Source organism: Halorubrum aquaticum, assembly GCF_900113615.1.
GTDB lineage: Archaea > Halobacteriota > Halobacteria > Halobacteriales > Haloferacaceae > Halorubrum > Halorubrum aquaticum.
The window spans coordinates 65,351-80,588 of the sequence record NZ_FOPZ01000002.1 but is presented as its reverse complement, the minus strand read 5'-3'; the positions used below and the strand labels follow the sequence as shown (position 1 = coordinate 80,588).

The following is a 15,238-nucleotide window of genomic DNA, read 5'->3' as shown; positions in this document are numbered from 1 at the left end:
GACGAATAGGTTCGTGATCCGGTCGACGGTCGACCTCCGCCCCTCCTCTCAGTCCAACTGGACCGCGCGGCCGGACTCCGAGGACCGGTAGATCGCGTCGATCACGCGCTGGACGGCCAGCCCCTCCTCGACCGTGTTGATCGCGGGCGGTTCGCCCGCCGCGACGGCCTCGAGGAAGACGTCCTGTTCGACCCCGTGGCTGTTGTCGTCGCGGGTCTCCACCTCGGTGTCCGTGAGGTGGTGTCCGCCGCCGACGCTCGCCTCGTGAAGGGTGAGCTCGTCGCGGCCGCGGTCGAACGTCGCGCCCGCCTCGCTGCCCCGGACGATGAACTCGTCGGTCGGCGGCCGGTTCGTCGCCCACGCGACCTCCAGGGAGACGGTGCTGCCGTCGGCCCCGCGGATGAACGCCGAGGCGGAGTCGTCGACGTCGAAGCCCTCGGGCCCCGCGTCCTCCCCCCAGCTGTCGATGTACGCGTAGTCCTCGCGGCCGCCGAACTCCGAGCGTGCCTCGCCGGTGACCTCGACGATCTCGGGGTGATCGAGGAAGTACAGCGCCAGGTCGATCGCGTGAACGCCGATGTCGATGAGCGACCCGCCGCCCGCGACGCCCTTCGAGGTGAACCAGGAGCCGCGGCCCGGGATCCCCCGGCGACGGACGTAGTTCGCCTCGACGTGTTTCGTCTCGCCGAAGCGGCCCTCGTCCTGGTAGTGTTTGATGACCCGGACGGGATGCCGGAAGCGGTTGTTGAACCCGACCATACAGAACCCCTCCGCGTCGGCCGCCGCGTCGGCGATCCGCTCGGCGCTCTCGAGGGTGTGTGCGAGCGGCTTCTCCAGAAGCACGTCGAGACCCGCCTCCAACGCCTCCGTCGCGTACTCCTCGTGGAACCGGTTCGGCGTGGTGATCAGGACGGCCTCGCAGTCGTCGTAGAGGTCCGCCGCCGCCTCGTAGGCGTGGACGTCGAACTCCTCGTGGAAGCGACGGCGGGCATCGGCGTCGATGTCCATGCCGCCGACGAGGTTCGCGTCCCGGTCGAGGAACTGTCTCGCGTGGTGGGTACCGATGCCGCCGAGGCCGACGATCCCGACGGCGACGTCGTTGGCGCTGGTCATGTCTCGAGATTCACAACGGGTGTTGTTAAGATTCACGTTCCGACCGAAACGTGAGGGACGCCGCCGCTCGACGGATCGCCTCGCCGCTCGCGCGTTTCGCGGGCCTATCGCTCCCGAGTCATCCACTCGCTGGCCTGCGGCTCGTCCGGATCGGTGACGACCTCGACGAGCGCCGGCCCGTCGTGTGCGCGCGCGTCGTCGACGGCGTCGCCGACGGCGTCGAGGTCGCTCACGCGCTCGGCCCGCACGCCCATCCCGGCGGCGATGGACACGATGTCGAGCCCGGTGTCGACCCAGCCGTACGCCTGCGCGGGGAAGTCGTAGGTCCGTTCGGCCTCCTCGCTGATGATCGCGTAGTCGTCGTTGTTCAACGCGACCACGGTGACGTCGACGTCCTCGGACGCCAGCGTGTGAAGCTCGTGAACACACATCATGAGCCCGCCGTCGCCGGTCAACGCGACCACGTCGTCGTCGGGGTTCGCGAGCTTCGCGCCGATCGCCGACGGAAGCCCCGTTCCCATCGTCGCCCACGACCCGGGATTGACGTACGATTCCGGGCCGGCCGCCGGGAAAGAGACGAGCGTCCACAGCCGGAATCCGCCCGCGTCGGCGGCCACGACCGTTTCTTCGGGCAGCACGTCGTGGACCGCCCGAAGCACCTCGACGGAGCTAAGCGGGGTGTCCGGGTCGCGTGCGGCCGCGATCGCGTCGAACCGCTCGCGGTCGGCCTCGCGGACCGAGGCCGCGCGAGCAGCGCCGGGGCCGTCGTCGGGGCCGTCAGCTCCGGATCCGCGGGTGTCGTCATCGAGCCGGTCGGCGAGGGCGCCGAGGAACCGGTCCGCGTCGGCGACGACGCCGAGGTCCGCCTCGTAACCGAACCCGATGTCGTCGCCGTCGAGCGTGACGTGGACGAGCGTCTCGGGCATCGACACCGACCACTTGGCGGTCGAGACGGCGTCGAGGTCCGAGCCGACGACCAGTCCGGCGTCCGCCTCGGCGAGCAGCTCGCGGAGCTCCGTGCTCGCGCCGCCACAGAGCACCCCCGACGAGAGCGGATGCGTCTCCGGGAGGACGCCCTTCCCCTTGTAGGTCGTGACGACCGGCGCGTCGAGCGCCTCCGCGACCGCTCGTAGGTGATCGGTCGCCCCGGCGCGGCGAACGCCCCCGCCCGCGATCACGACCGGCGCGTCGGCGTCGCGGAGGCGATCCGCGGCCGCCTCGACCGACGACGCGGACGGCTCCGGCGGTTCCGCGGGGTCGTCCTCCGGCGGCGTCGCCTGCGGCGTCCGGCTCGCGAGGACGTCCTTGGGGATCCCGACCCGGACCGGCCCCTGCGGGGCCTCGCGGGCGACGCGGATCGCGTCGGCGACGGCCGCGACCGCGCCCGCCGGCGACTCGACGAGGACGTTCTCCTTCACCACCGTGTCGTACGTCTCCGGGGGCGTCTCGTGGATCCCGTCGCCGCCGCGCACGTCGCGTTCGGTCTCGACCGCGAGGTGGAGCAGCGGGACGTTGTCGTTGAGCGCGTTCTTCAGCCCGTTCATCGCGTTCATGTCGCCCGGGCCGGGGACGACCACGGTCGCGGCCATCGTCCCGGGCTCGCTCGTCTCCGCGTACCCCCACGCCTGGTGGGTGACCGCGGTCTCGTGTCGCGCCACGACGAACCGCGCGTCCCGGTCGGCGAACGCCCGGTTGAGCGGGAGCGTCTGCTTGCCGGGGATGCCGAAGGCCGTGTCGATCCCGCGGTCGAGCAGGCAGTCCACGACCGCCTCGCCCACCGTCCTCGTCGAACCATCTGTCGAGTCCATACGACGACGTCGACCGACCGGGAATTGAAAGCTTCGCTGTGGGGCGCGTTACGTCATCCCGATCGAGTGGCGCGTCACTCCGCCGTCTCGGTGCGTCATTCCGCCACGTTCGTCTCGCGCACCCGGACGCCCTTGCGCGCGAGGTGGCGCATCTGCCGCTGGGCGAACTCCTCCTCGCTCGTCCCGCGGGTCGCGAGCACGTACACGAGCGCCGATCCCGCCGGACGCATCGTCCGGCCGGCGCGCTGGGAGCCCTGGCGACGGCTCCCGCCGAGGCCGCTCGCGACGATCGCGAGCTCCGCGTTCGGCAGGTCTATCCCCTCGTCGCCGACCCGCGAGACGACGAGCGTGTCGAGGTCGCCGTCCTCATCGCGGAACCGCCGGAACAGCTCCGCGCGCTCGCGGTGTGGCGTCTCCCCGCTGATGAAGGGGACCTCGATCGCGTCGGCGATCGCCTCGCCGTGGTCGAGGTACTCGATGAACACGAGCGCCTTCTTCCCGCGGTGGGCCGCGAGCAGGTAGCGGACCTCATCGACCTTGGCCGGGTTCTCGGCGGCGAGCCGGCGGCGCTCCCGGCCGTCGGCGCTGGCGTACTCGTTTCGCGCCAGCTCCTCGCGCCACGGGACGTACCGGATCTCGACTTCCGGCTCCTGGACGAACCCGGCCTCGAAGAGCGCGTCCCAGTCGGCTCCGATCGGCTGGCCGATCAGGGTGTAGATCTCCTCCTCGCTTCCCGTCTCGCGGACCGGCGTCGCCGAGAGCCCGAGCCGGTGTTTGCTCTGGAGCTCGGCGGTGCGGGAGTACACCGGAGCGCTGACGTGGTGCGCCTCGTCGAAACAGATCAGCCCCCACTCGCGGGAGTCGAACAGGCTTCGGTGCCGGTCCATCCCCGCGATCTGGTAGGTCGCGATCGTGACCGGCCGGATCTCCTTTTCCCCGCCGTGGTACAGCCCCACGTCGGCGGGGTCGACCGTGGAGTGGGCGAGGAGTTCATCGCGCCACTGGCCCGCGAGTTCGCGCGAGGGGACTAAGATCAGCGTCTCGCCGCCGACGGCCGCCATCGTCGCGATGGCGGCGACGGTCTTGCCCGATCCCGGCGGCCCGACGTACACCCCCGAGCGGGACTCGAGGAAGGTCTCGACCCACGTCTCCTGGTAGTCCCGGAGCTCCGTCGTGAGCTCGATGTCCACGGGGTCGCCCGTCTCGAGGTCCCGGTCGTCCTCGACGGGGTAGCCCGCGTCGTACAGCGCGCGTTTGACGCTCGCGACGGCGTCCTCGTTCACCCACGCCTCCGTCTCGGAGATCGGCGCGCGGAGTTGGCCGTCCTCGAGGTGGCTCTCGGCGACGTTGCCCATCAGGCTCTCGTTCGCGGCCGCGAGGACGACGTAGCCGTCCTCGTGGGTGTACAGCCGGAAGCGGTGCGCGCGCCGCCACTGGTCGCGGATCCACTCCTCGAGGTGCTCGGCGCGTCGGGGGAGGACGGACCGCAGGCTCGCTATCAGCCCGTCGGCGTCCTCGAAGGGCGCGGCCCACACGTCCTCCTGGCGGATCCGGTAGAGGTAGCCCCGCGTGCCGGGGTCGGTTCCCGTGGTGTCGACGAGGTACGCGAACTGCGAGAGCCGCGCACGGGTGAACTGCGTCGGTCGGTCGACGACGATCTCCCGGCGACTCGGGAAGACGACCACGCGCTCGCGGGACGCCAACGCGCCCCAGTCGCTCGGGTAGAAGACGACGGGGTCGCTCTCGACGTCGAGCCGGTCCACGTCACCGCGCTCGACGAGGTCGGCGAGCGCGTCGCGGGCGGCGGCCTGCGTCGTCCCCAGCCGACGGGCCACCTCGCTGGCGGTCGCGACGGGACGCTTCTCGGCCTCGAGCGCCTCGTGAAACCGGGCGAGCGGGAGGTCCGTCACGGCGTCGGCCTCCTCGTCGCCGGCGGCGGGGTCGCCGGTGTCGTCGGTCATCGTGGTCGGTTCGGCCGCGACGCGGAAATGGGTAGCGTCCGCGATCGATCGAAGCGAAGACCGGTCACGGACCGCCCTCGACGTCTCGGAGTCACGGACCGCCATCCCGGTCCGCCGATCCGCTTTGGATCGCTCGATACAACGGTCCCGCGAGCAGGAGCGTGCCCGCGAGGCCGAACGCGATGAGCAGGCCGGGGTCGGCGACCCCCGGGCCCTCGCTCGCGAGTCGGTCAGCGGAGACGCCGACCGCGACGCCGGCGACCACCCACGGAAACTCGCCGATCGCGGTCCCGGCGAGGAACGCCCGAGGACCGACGTTCGACACGCCGGCGGCCACCGAAACCGCGTCGGCGGGCACGGGCAGGAACCGGGTCCCGGCGACCGCCCGGAGGGCGCCCGCGTCGTCGACGAGCCGTCCGCCGGCCGACGAGACGCGCTCGACGGCTCGGGAACCGTTCACGAGACGGACGCGGCCGGCCCGAGCGAGCCAGTAGGGCGGGACCGCCGTCGCCGTGAGCAGAACCGCGCCGACCGGGACGCCGGCCCAGCCGTACCCGAACCCGGCGACGACCGCGATCAGGGTCGTGGGCCACGCGAGAAACGGTCGGACCGCCGCCAGCGCGACGAGCGCGACCCCGAACCGGAGCGGGTCGGCCGCGAGCCACCCGAGGGTCGCGAGCGCCGCCGCCGGCGACGCGGTCCACGCGAGGACGACCGCGACCGCGACGACGGCGCCGCCGAGGACGTTCCGACGGTTCACGGCAGGGAGACGGGTGGCGGTGGTAAACGCCTTGTGGGACCGAACGCCGGATGCGGTCACGCGACCGTCCCGGCCGCGCCGTCACCCCTCGAAGTCGGCCTCGTCGACGAAGGCCTCGCGGAACTCCGCGGAGAGGTTCCGCCGCTGCCACGCCCGGACCTCCGTCTCGTCGAGCCGGCTCGCCCACAGCGTGAGCAGGCTCGCACAGAGCGCGATCCCCGGAACGACGAGGGCGGCCGCGTCGGCGAGGAGGTCGGGGCGGAAGAGGAAGAACCCGAGCCGCTCGCGAAGCGCCCCCCACGCCGGTCCGAAGGCGATCCAACGGGCCGCGAACGGGACGGCCGCCACCGTCGCGATCGGGTACGCGAGCACGTCCGTCACCGGGCCGCCCTTCCCGCGCACGAACGCGACGGCGTAGACGGCCCAGCAGGCCATCGACGCGAAGACGGACGCGACCCGCCGAGGGGCCGCCGGCCCGCCGTGGTCGAGCGCGCCGAACCCGAAGAACAGCGCGGCGGAACCGACGTAGCCGACGAGACACGCGAGCACCCCGAACGCGAGGACGAGCGCGTGATCGCGAGGGGACTGATCGACGAACGGTTCGAGCCCGAGCGGGAGGTTCATCGATCGCGGGTCGGGTCGGTAACGGGTTGAACGTTGCGCGTCAGCCGTCACCCCGCTCAGGACAGCTTCTTCAGCGCCTCGAAGAAGTCGGACTCCGGGCCCGCGATCCGCATCGGCGGCGTGGTCCGCTCGACGGTCACCTCGATCGGCCCGGGAAACTCCCGGGCGTTCCGCCCGTCGCTGACGACGACCGCGCCGTCGGGGTCCGACACCGAGACCGCGACCGTCGCGTCGACGTCGACCACGAGCGGCGGCATTCCCTCCTCGGGAGCCATCTCGTTGACGATCAGGCCGTCCACGTCGGGGTGGACGAGCGGCCCCCGCTCGGAGAGGTTGTACGCGGTGGAGCCGGTGGGCGTCGCCACGAGGACGCCGTCGGCGTGGCCGCTCGCGTACCGCGAGCCGTCGACGCGAAGCTCGTAGTCGACGCCGCCGTCGGGACCGCGTCGAGCGCCCTGGACGACCACCTCGTTGGCCGCGGGGACGGACTCCCAGCCGTCGGCTCGAGCGGCGAGTCTCGGGACTTCGCGGACGGCCATCGCGCCGTCGCGGAACCCCTCGACCGCCGTGAGAACCGCCTCCTCGGCGGCCCCGGGCGGGACGGCGTTGAGGAACCCGACCTCCCCGAGGTTGACCCCGAGGATCGGCGCGTCGCCGGCGTTGCGCGCGACGAACAGGAACGTCCCGTCCCCGCCGACCGCGACCGCCAGATCGCAGTCCGCGAGCGCGTCGACGGGCCGTCCCTCGACGTCGAGGTCGATCGCGGTCTCCTCGTCGATCCAGACCGTCGCCCCGGCGTCCCGAACGGCGTCGCGTATCCCGGCGGCGACCGACGCGGCCTCCGGGTTTCCCTTCCGCGCCACGATCCCGACTTCCATGTCCGCGGGTTTCGCCCCGCCGAGTAAAAGCGTGTGGACCTCGTCGCGGCCGCCGGAAAGTTTCAAGCCGGCGGCCCTCCTTCCCCGGTACATGGCGATCCCGAACGGACGCCCCGAACCATGAGCGAGGAGGATGACTGGTTCGAGCGAGCGCTACGGGAGCTCGACGAGGGATCCGAGGAGAGCGACGCCGCCGAGTCGGACGAAACCGACGAACCCGGGGCCGCCGACGAGTCCGATTCCGACGACGGGGACGAGAGCGACGACGAGCGCGACCGCGACGACGGAGGAGAGATCGAGTCCGACGGGTCCGAGCCGACCGTCGACGGCGAGACGCGCGGAGACGACGAAGCCGACCGCGGAGACGACGAAGCCGACCGCGGAGACGACGAAGCCGACCGCGGAAGCGAAGGCGGCGTCGATCCGGGACCTCCGGAGAGCGTCGAGGGGAGCGATGAGGCCGCCGGACGAAAGGAGAGCGCCGACCCGTTCGGCGGCTATCGAAGCGAACGCGACGACGACGGACCTGCCGGGAACGACGGAGACGACGACGCCTTCGGCGGTGGCGGCGGTGGTGGCGGTGGAGGGTCCTTCGGCGACGACGACCCGTTCGGCGGAGGCGGTGGCGGCGGTGGCGGGGGATCCTTTGGCGAGGATGACCCGTTCGGCGGCGGTGGAGGGTCCTTCGGCGAGGATGACCCGTTCGGCGGAGGCGGTGGCGGTGGTGGCTCCTTCGGCGAGGGGGGCCCCTTCGGCGGAGGCGGCGACGGCGACGCCGCGGACGGGCCGACCGGGTTCGACGAGACGGCCGCCGAGGAGTTCGACTCCGACATCGATCGGACGGACATCGGGATCGCTGGGCTCGACGAGATGATCCTCGGAGGCGTGCCGAGTCGGTCGCTCCTGACGGTCATCGGCGGACCGGGGACCGGCAAGACCACGTTCTCCTTACAGTTCCTCAACGAGGCGCTCGAGTCGGACGAGCGGGGAGTGTACATCACGCTCGAGCAGAGCCGGGAGTCGATCCTCTCGACCGCCGAGGAGAAGGGCTGGCCGTTCCACGAGTACGCCGAGGAGGGACGGCTGGCCGTCGTCTCGCTCGATCCCATCGAGATGGCGAACTCGCTGGCGTCGATCCGCAACGACCTCACTCGACTCATCGCGGACTTCGGCGCGGACCGGCTCGTGCTCGACTCCGTCTCGCTGCTCGAGATGATGTACGACCATCCCGCCAAGCGGCGCTCCGAGGTGTTCGGGTTCACCCGCCTGCTGAAGGAGGCCGGCGTGACGACGCTTCTCACCTCGGAGGCGAGCGACGAGACGCCGTACGCCTCGCGGTACGGGCTCGTCGAGTACCTGACCGACGGGGTGTTCGTCCTCCAGTACGTTCGCGGATCGGACTTCCGGGAGACGCGTCTCGCCGTCGAGATCCAGAAGATCCGCGACGCGAACCACTCCCGGGAGACGAAGCCATACGAGATCACGAACGCCGGGATCTCCGTCTACCGACAGGCGAACATCTTCTGAGGCGAACACACCGGACGGTGTATACCCACGGCTCGCAGTATTGCTCGCCGCAAGTATGCACCGTCCGGGAATTGAACCCGGGCTATTAGCTTGGGAAGCTAATGTCCTACCACTGGACCAACGGTGCTCGTGAGCAACTACCTGACCTTCCCACTTGAACGTAGCGTTTCACGGGCCGTCGGTCGAGCGTTCTCGACCGCCCGCCACCGGTTCCCACAGGATTAACCCCGACGCCGGGAACGGGCCCGCATGAACGACGCAGACGGAGCGGACCCGGACGCGATCGAGCGAGTGAGAGAGAGGTACGCCGACCTCGCGCCCGCGCTCGCACGAACGTGGGCGGCCGAGGAGCCGTGGCGATTCGTCACCGATCTCACCGCGATCGGGAGTCGGATGGCCGGCAGCGACGGGGAGCGACGGGCGGCCGAACTCGTCGCCGACGCGTTCGACCGCGCCGGGCTCCGCGAGGTCCGGACGGACCCTTTCGAGCTGACCGCGTGGGAGCGCGGCGGGGCCGACCTCCGGGTCGGCGTCCCCGGCCGGGACGGCACCGAGCGGACCCGCGAGTTCGAGGCGCTAGCGCTGCCGTACTCGCCGTCGGAGACGGTCGAGGGCGAGCTGGTCGACGTGGGGTACGGGACGCCGGAGGAGATCAACGACGCGGACGTGGCGGGACGGGTCGCGGTCGCCTCGACGACGACCCCGTCGGACTCGCGGTTCGTCCACCGAATGGAGACGTTCGGTCACGCGGTCGAGGCCGGCGCGGCCGGGTTCGTCTTCGTCAACCACCTCGAGGGCCAACTCCCCCCGACGGGCTCGCTCACGTTCGGCGAGCCGGCGGCGGCCCCCGCGGCGGGCGTCTCGGCGGAGACCGGCGACTGGCTCCGCGAGTACGCCGCGAACGCGGACGGACCGGTCGCGAGCGTCGAACTCGCCGTCGAGGCGTCGTTCCGCTCCGCGGAGTCGCGAAACGTGATCGGGCGGGTCGGGCCGGACACGGACGAGCGGCTCCTCCTCTTAGCCCACTACGACGGCCACGACATCGCGGAGGCGGCGCTCGACAACGGCTGCGGGATCGCCACGGTCGTGACCGCCGCGGGGATCCTCTCGGAGGCGGAGCTTCCGGTCGGCGTCGACGTCGTCGCGGTCGCCTGTGAGGAGGTCGGACTGCTCGGTGCCGAGCGGCTGGCGGAGACGATCGACCTCGACGCCGTCCGCGGCGTGATCAACGTCGACGGCGCGGGGCGGTTCCGCGACCTCAAGGCGCTGACGCACACCTCCGAGACGGCCCGATCGGTCGCGTCGGCGGTGTCGGCGGCGACCCGCCAGCCGATCGAGATCGACCCCGACCCGCACCCGTTCTCCGACCAGTGGCCGTTCGTCCGTCGGGGGATCCCCGCGCTCCAACTCCACAGCGACTCCGGCGAGCGCGGGCGCGGGTGGGGCCACACCCACGCGGACACGCGCGACAAGGTGGACGACCGGAACGTGCGCGAACACGCGATGCTGACGGCACTGCTCGTCGCCGAGTTCGCGGCGGGAGAGCGCGATCCAGAGCGGATCGACCCGGACGCGCTCGCCGACGCGTTCCGGGAGACGGACTTCGAGACGGGAATGCGTGCGGCCGACCTGTGGCCGACGGAGTGGGAGTAGCGAAACGGGTCGGGGGACGCGGGTCGTGGTGCGACGAAGCGCGTCACGCCGATCGCCGATCGGTCGGCATCGGCGGCGTGTGCCGCTTGTGTTCGGTCGTCCGATGGCGCTCGAGGAGATCGTCGACGACCTCCCGGTCGAGACCGAGCCGCGAGGCGATCGCGTCGGTCGCGATCCCCTCGTCGATCGCGAGCCGGAGCACGGGGTCGACGACGTCGTAGTCGGCTCCGAGGTCGTCTGCGTCGCGCTGTCCGGCGAGCGCTCCGGCGGTCGGCGGCTTCTCGAGGACGAACCTCGGAACGTCGAGTTCCGCGGCGAGCGCCCGGACCTCGGTCTTGTAGAGGTGTCCGATGGGGAGCAGGTCGACCGCTCCGTCGCCGTGTTTCGTCACGTAGCCGAGCAGTCGCTCGCTCCGGTTGGTCGTCCCACAGACGAGTCGGTCGGTCGCGTTGGCGGCGAGGTACGCCAGCGTCATGCGCAGGCGTGCGGTCGCGTTCCCCACGAGCGTGGGCTCGTCGTGGAGGCCGAAGCGGTCGGGCGCGACGCTCCCGAACTGGGCGAGGAGCGGCTGGAGGTGGACCGTGTCGTGTTCGATCCCCAGCGCCTCGGCGAGCCCTTCGGCGTCCCGCGCGTGGTGGGCACCGACCTTGTTACACGGGAGGATCAGTCCGTAGACGCGGTCGGAACCGAGCGCCTCGACCGCTATCGCGGCCGTGACCGTCGAGTCGAGCCCGCCGCTCAGGTTGACCACGACTCCGTCGGCCCCCGCCGACGAGACCGTCTCGCGGACGAACGAGACGGCTCGTTCCAGCTCCGCTCCCGGATCGATGGCATCGACATCGACGTCGTCGGCACCGACGTCATCGGGGTCGGCGATATCGGCGGATCCAGTGGTGCCGGCGTGGTCCGTCGGTGCGTCCCCGTTCCCGGGAGCCGAGTCCGGATCGCGATCGGACTCGACGCGGGTGGACGTGTACGGCCCGCCGCCGTCGTTCGCCGCCCCCGTCCCCGGGTCGGTACGCGTGGAGGTGTCCATGGCGGTTCGCCGTCCCGAACGGAGACGTAAATACGCTCCGTGGGTATCGTTTAAGGTCGTTTCTCCACGGAGCGTGGAAATCCGATCCCCAAACACCCCCGCGATCGGTCGGTCGATCACGCGTCGGGGCGTTCCCGGCGGATGTCGATGGAAATCACCCGACTGAGCGGGGAAAACCACACGTTCGTTCCTTCCGATCACACACGCTGATCGTAAAGAATAATCTCGCATCAGAAAGAGATACAAGTATATTAGGTATTTATAACCGAACGTTTATACAAGAATATCGGTTCCAAGCACATATGTCCGCAATACAGCTGAGCTCGAGTCAGAAACGGATCCTCACGTCGCTCGTGAACCTCGTCGACGACGAGGACGGCGTCGTCTGTGGGCGGAAGATCGCCGAGGACATCGACCGGAACCCCGGAACCGTTCGCAACCGGATGCGGAGCCTCCGCTCGCTCCAGTTGGTCGAGGGCGTCCCCGGCCCGGACGGGGGGTACACGCCGACTCGCGACGCCTACGAGACCCTCGATCTGGACCGGATGGAGGACGCCGAGCCGGTCCCCGTCGTCCACGACGGGTCGCCGGTCGACGGCGTCACCGTCCGCGAGATCGAACTCTCGAGCGTCAACAATCCGGAGCTGTGCCGCGCGGAGGTCGTGTTGTGCGGATCGGCTCGTCCCCTCGAGCGGGGCGATCGCGTGACCGTCGGGCCGACGCCGGCCTCGGGGCTCCGCGTGTCCGGCGTCGTCGACGCCGCCGACGTCGACGGAGACACGCTCATGGTTCGCGTCGAATCGATGGAGACGGTCGCCGACCCGACGGAGGCGACCGTCGGCTCGATGGGGGGACGGTCCGCGAGCGACTAGTCCTCGAACGCCTCGTCGTCGGTTCCCCCGATCCGGTTCCGGATCGCGCCGGTCGCCGCGGCGACGCGGCGGGCGTCTCGGTGGCGCTCGCCGAACGCGACGACCGCGCTCGTCGCGGCCTCCTCGTCGGTTTCGAAGCCGACGCCGTCGTACTCGACGTCCCACAACACGAGCGGCTCCGCCGGCGCGGGACCGACGCCGCACTCGCCGGGAACCGGATCGTCGGCGAGCAGCCGGTCGACGAGGTCCGGACTCGCGGTCCCCCGGCCGACGGCCTCAACCGTCCCGACGAGCCGGCGGACGAGCGCCCGGGGGAACCCGCCGGCGGTCGCCTCGATGACGAGGAAGTCGCCCTCGCGGATCGCGCTCGCACGGAGCTCTCGAACCGTTCCCGCGTCGTCGCTGGTGAGGTTGTGGAAGTCGTGCTCGCCCGAGAGCCGCGCGAGCGTCTCGTGAACCGCGTCGTCGTCCGTCGCGCGTTCGGCCTCGAACCCGCCCGATCCAGTCGGCGGCGCGTACAGGAAGTACCGATACGTCCGGCGGACCGCGTCGTGGGTGGCGTGAAAGTCGGGATCGACGTCGGCGGCCGCCCACACCCGGATCGATCCGGGGAGCCGTCCGTTGAACGCCCGCGGAGTGAGCCACTCGGGAGCCTCGAACGCGACGGTCTGTGCCACCGCGGAGACGCCGGCGTCCGTCCGGCCGGCCGCGGCGTACCCCGGCGGCGTCGCGTGGGTCGGACCGTCGCCGCGCGCGACGAGTCCGTGTCTCGAGAGCGCGGCGAGCAGCGTCCCCTCGACCGTTTCGGCGTGCGGCTGGCGCTGAAACCCGGCATACCCGCGGCCGTCGTACGCGACGCGGAACGCCCGGATCACGCCTCGCCGTCGGCCATCGGGACCGTGACGACCGGCACCGGCGACGTGCGTACGACCTTCTCCGTGACGCTCCCGAGGAGGACGCGCTGGAGCCCCGTCCGCGTGTGGGTCGGCATCACCAGGATGTCGGCGCCGGTGTCCTCGATGGCGTTCTCGATCACTCGGAGGGGGTCGCCGTGGATCACGCTCCCGACGGCGTGGATCCCGGCGGCCGTCAGCTCCTCGGTCACCGTCTCGACGCGCCGCTCGGCGCCGGCCTCGACGCGCTCGGCGAACGCACCGGCACGCGGGCCGGCGAGCGTGTGTTCGAGCGTGTCGACCGCGCTCACGACGTGGACCGTCGCGCCGTAGCGCTCGGCGAGGCTCCGGGCGTGCGGGACCGCGTCGTTCGCGGCGCTCCCCGGCGCGACCGGCAGGAGGATGTCGTCGTACATGATCGGAGATGGACTCGCCGGGCGCAAAACGCTACCGGCGGATGGGTAGCGTTTTCCGGCGGGCGGCCCTCTCGCGAGGCATGGCACGAGACGTCCACGATCCGGACAACCCGCAGGTGACGCTTCACACCAACCACGGCGACGTCGTCGTCGAGCTGTTCGCCGACCGCGCGCCGCGGACGGTCGAGAACTTCCTCGGACTGGCCCGTCACGACCCCGCCGCGGACGCCGACCCCGCCCGCGACACCAACACGTGGAAGGACCCCGAGAGCGGCGAGGTCCGCGGCGACTCCCTGTACGAGGGCAACGTCTTCCACCGCGTCATCGACGACTTCATGATCCAGGGCGGCGACCCGCTCGAATCCGGTCGCGGCGGCCCCGGCTACCAGTTCGACGACGAGTTCCACGACGAGTTGACCCACGACGGCCCCGGAATCCTCTCGATGGCCAACTCCGGGCCGAACACCAACGGCTCGCAGTTCTTCATCACGCTCGACGCCACCCCGCACCTCGACGGCAAACACGCCGTCTTCGGCCAGGTGATCGACGGAATGGACGTCGTCGAGGAGATCGGCTCGGTTCCCACCGGCCGCAACGACGATCCGCGCGACACGGTCTCGATCGACCGCGTCACGGTCGAGGAGTAACGACCGCGAAACGCCGTCGACATCGTCAGTCGATATCTCGTTCCGACTTGGTCGCGGTCATACAGATGAAGTAACGACCAATTGCGGTGGCGTCGCCGGCGGCTCTGCCGCCGGCTTCAAGCGAGAGCTTCGCTCTCGCCCTGCGCCTCCGAGCGCCCGACAGGGCGCGAGGAGCCCGCGAGGGACGCCGCGAACGCTTGAAAAGCGCGAGCGGCAGCGAGGGCGACGGCGGCCGAAGTACGCACCGCAGCGAGTGAGCGAAGCGAACGAGCGAGGAGCACAACGAGGCCTCCGAGTCCTCGCGACTGGGGCTTTGAAAACGGTCACCGCGCCAGCAACGATCCTCTTCTCCTCACCTCGATCATCAATGAAACAACCGTACTAGTAGCACTCTTCATCGGCCAGTCGTTTCGAACGAAAACGTGCCGGAAAATATGATCGTAACGGAGCCGACCACGGCGCCGTGGTCGCGCCCCTCGCTCACTCCGAGACGGTCGTCTTCACGATGCTCACCGGCGCGGACGACTGCCGGGAGACGCGTTCCGTGACCGAGCCGAGCATCCGCCGGTACTCGCCCGATCGCGTCTTCGAGCCCATCACGGTGAGGTCGATGTCCTCCCGGTCGATGTACCGGAGGATCGATTCGTCCGGCTTCCCGTACACGAGTTCGGTCACGACCTCGACGCCCGCGCTCTCCGCGCGCTCGGCGACCGCCTCAAGCGCCTCGCGGCCGTTCTCCTCGAGCGTCTCCTCGGCTCCCTCCGATCCGTCCACGAACTCGTCGCCCGAGTAGGCGTTGACGACGTCGCTGTCGACGACGTAGAGCACGTGGAGGGTCGCGTCGTATCGATCGGCCGCGTCGATGGCGTGGTCGGTCGCGCGGTCGACGCCCTCCGTGCCGTCCGTCGGGAACAGTATCCGGTCGTACATACGCGAGGGTTCGTCCGACGACCGAATAAAACGTGTGCCCGGTTCCCGGATCGGGAGACCGTCGGCCGGAGATCCGATCGAGTCCGCCCCAAACGGTTAATCCCTCCCGCGCGGGAGGAG

General features: G+C 70.8%; 14 protein-coding genes and 1 tRNA gene. 4 read left to right on the top strand and 11 right to left on the bottom strand.

The window, feature by feature from the left end; genetic code table 11:
* Nucleotides 1-48: 48 nt before the first annotated feature.
* From F3H10_RS02405 to F3H10_RS02380, 6 genes are all read right to left on the bottom strand, one after another.
* Nucleotides 49-1,113, bottom strand: coding sequence for a Gfo/Idh/MocA family protein (locus tag F3H10_RS02405; protein WP_149783258.1), 1,065 nt, complete (start codon nucleotides 1,111-1,113; stop codon nucleotides 49-51).
* 104 nt (nucleotides 1,114-1,217) lie between these two features.
* Nucleotides 1,218-2,921, bottom strand: a complete 1,704-nt coding sequence (locus tag F3H10_RS02400) for a thiamine pyrophosphate-binding protein (protein WP_149783257.1) — start codon at nucleotides 2,919-2,921, stop codon at nucleotides 1,218-1,220.
* 95 nt (nucleotides 2,922-3,016) lie between these two features.
* Nucleotides 3,017-4,882, bottom strand: a complete 1,866-nt coding sequence (locus tag F3H10_RS02395; RefSeq protein WP_149783256.1) for a DEAD/DEAH box helicase — start codon at nucleotides 4,880-4,882, stop codon at nucleotides 3,017-3,019.
* Between the two features lie 91 nt (nucleotides 4,883-4,973).
* Entirely contained in the window at nucleotides 4,974-5,642 is a 669-nt protein-coding gene (locus tag F3H10_RS02390) for a TVP38/TMEM64 family protein (RefSeq protein ID WP_149783255.1), read from the bottom strand.
* A gap of 81 nt (nucleotides 5,643-5,723) precedes the next feature.
* The gene (locus F3H10_RS02385; protein WP_149783254.1) at nucleotides 5,724-6,266 is read right to left on the bottom strand and encodes a hypothetical protein; all 543 of its coding nucleotides are present in this window, start codon (nucleotides 6,264-6,266) and stop codon (nucleotides 5,724-5,726) included.
* Nucleotides 6,267-6,322: 56 nt separating this feature from the next.
* Nucleotides 6,323-7,144, bottom strand: coding sequence for an NAD(+)/NADH kinase (locus F3H10_RS02380; RefSeq protein ID WP_149783253.1), 822 nt, complete (start codon nucleotides 7,142-7,144; stop codon nucleotides 6,323-6,325).
* A gap of 120 nt (nucleotides 7,145-7,264) precedes the next feature.
* Here F3H10_RS02380 and F3H10_RS02375 point away from each other — a divergent pair, with 120 nt between their 5' ends.
* Nucleotides 7,265-8,671, top strand: coding sequence for a KaiC domain-containing protein (locus F3H10_RS02375; protein WP_149783252.1), 1,407 nt, complete (start codon nucleotides 7,265-7,267; stop codon nucleotides 8,669-8,671).
* Nucleotides 8,672-8,727: 56 nt separating this feature from the next.
* On the opposite strand, the gene F3H10_RS02370 is transcribed toward F3H10_RS02375, so the two are convergent.
* A tRNA-Gly gene (locus F3H10_RS02370) sits at nucleotides 8,728-8,798 on the bottom strand.
* 122 nt (nucleotides 8,799-8,920) lie between these two features.
* Here F3H10_RS02370 and F3H10_RS02365 point away from each other — a divergent pair.
* A complete protein-coding gene (locus tag F3H10_RS02365) occupies nucleotides 8,921-10,324 on the top strand; it encodes a M28 family metallopeptidase (RefSeq protein ID WP_149783251.1) in 1,404 nt (467 codons plus the stop codon).
* A gap of 43 nt (nucleotides 10,325-10,367) precedes the next feature.
* On the opposite strand, the gene F3H10_RS02360 is transcribed toward F3H10_RS02365, so the two are convergent.
* Nucleotides 10,368-11,360 (bottom strand): NAD+ synthase, encoded by a 993-nt coding sequence (locus tag F3H10_RS02360; protein ID WP_149783250.1) that lies wholly within the window; start codon nucleotides 11,358-11,360, stop codon nucleotides 10,368-10,370.
* A gap of 302 nt (nucleotides 11,361-11,662) precedes the next feature.
* On the opposite strand from F3H10_RS02360, the gene F3H10_RS02355 reads away from it, so the two are divergent.
* Nucleotides 11,663-12,232: an Rrf2 family transcriptional regulator gene (locus tag F3H10_RS02355; protein WP_149783249.1), complete on the top strand. Its 570-nt coding sequence runs from the start codon at nucleotides 11,663-11,665 to the stop codon at nucleotides 12,230-12,232.
* Here F3H10_RS02355 and truA read toward each other — a convergent pair.
* Nucleotides 12,229-13,104 (bottom strand): tRNA pseudouridine(38-40) synthase TruA, encoded by an 876-nt coding sequence (gene truA / locus F3H10_RS02350; protein ID WP_149783430.1) that lies wholly within the window; start codon nucleotides 13,102-13,104, stop codon nucleotides 12,229-12,231. The genes F3H10_RS02355 and truA overlap by 4 nt on opposite strands.
* Nucleotides 13,104-13,541: a universal stress protein gene (locus tag F3H10_RS02345; protein ID WP_149783248.1), complete on the bottom strand. Its 438-nt coding sequence runs from the start codon at nucleotides 13,539-13,541 to the stop codon at nucleotides 13,104-13,106. The genes truA and F3H10_RS02345 overlap by 1 nt, the downstream gene beginning before the upstream one ends.
* A gap of 80 nt (nucleotides 13,542-13,621) precedes the next feature.
* Here F3H10_RS02345 and F3H10_RS02340 point away from each other — a divergent pair, with 80 nt between their 5' ends.
* Nucleotides 13,622-14,188 carry a peptidylprolyl isomerase gene (locus F3H10_RS02340; protein WP_149783247.1) on the top strand — a complete coding sequence of 189 codons (567 nt, stop codon included), beginning with the start codon at nucleotides 13,622-13,624 and terminating at the stop codon, nucleotides 14,186-14,188.
* A gap of 480 nt (nucleotides 14,189-14,668) precedes the next feature.
* Here F3H10_RS02340 and F3H10_RS02335 read toward each other — a convergent pair whose 3' ends face one another.
* On the bottom strand, nucleotides 14,669-15,118 hold the full coding sequence (locus F3H10_RS02335) for a universal stress protein (RefSeq protein ID WP_149783246.1): 450 nt from the start codon (nucleotides 15,116-15,118) through the stop codon (nucleotides 14,669-14,671).
* Between the last annotated feature and the right edge of the window lie 120 nt (nucleotides 15,119-15,238).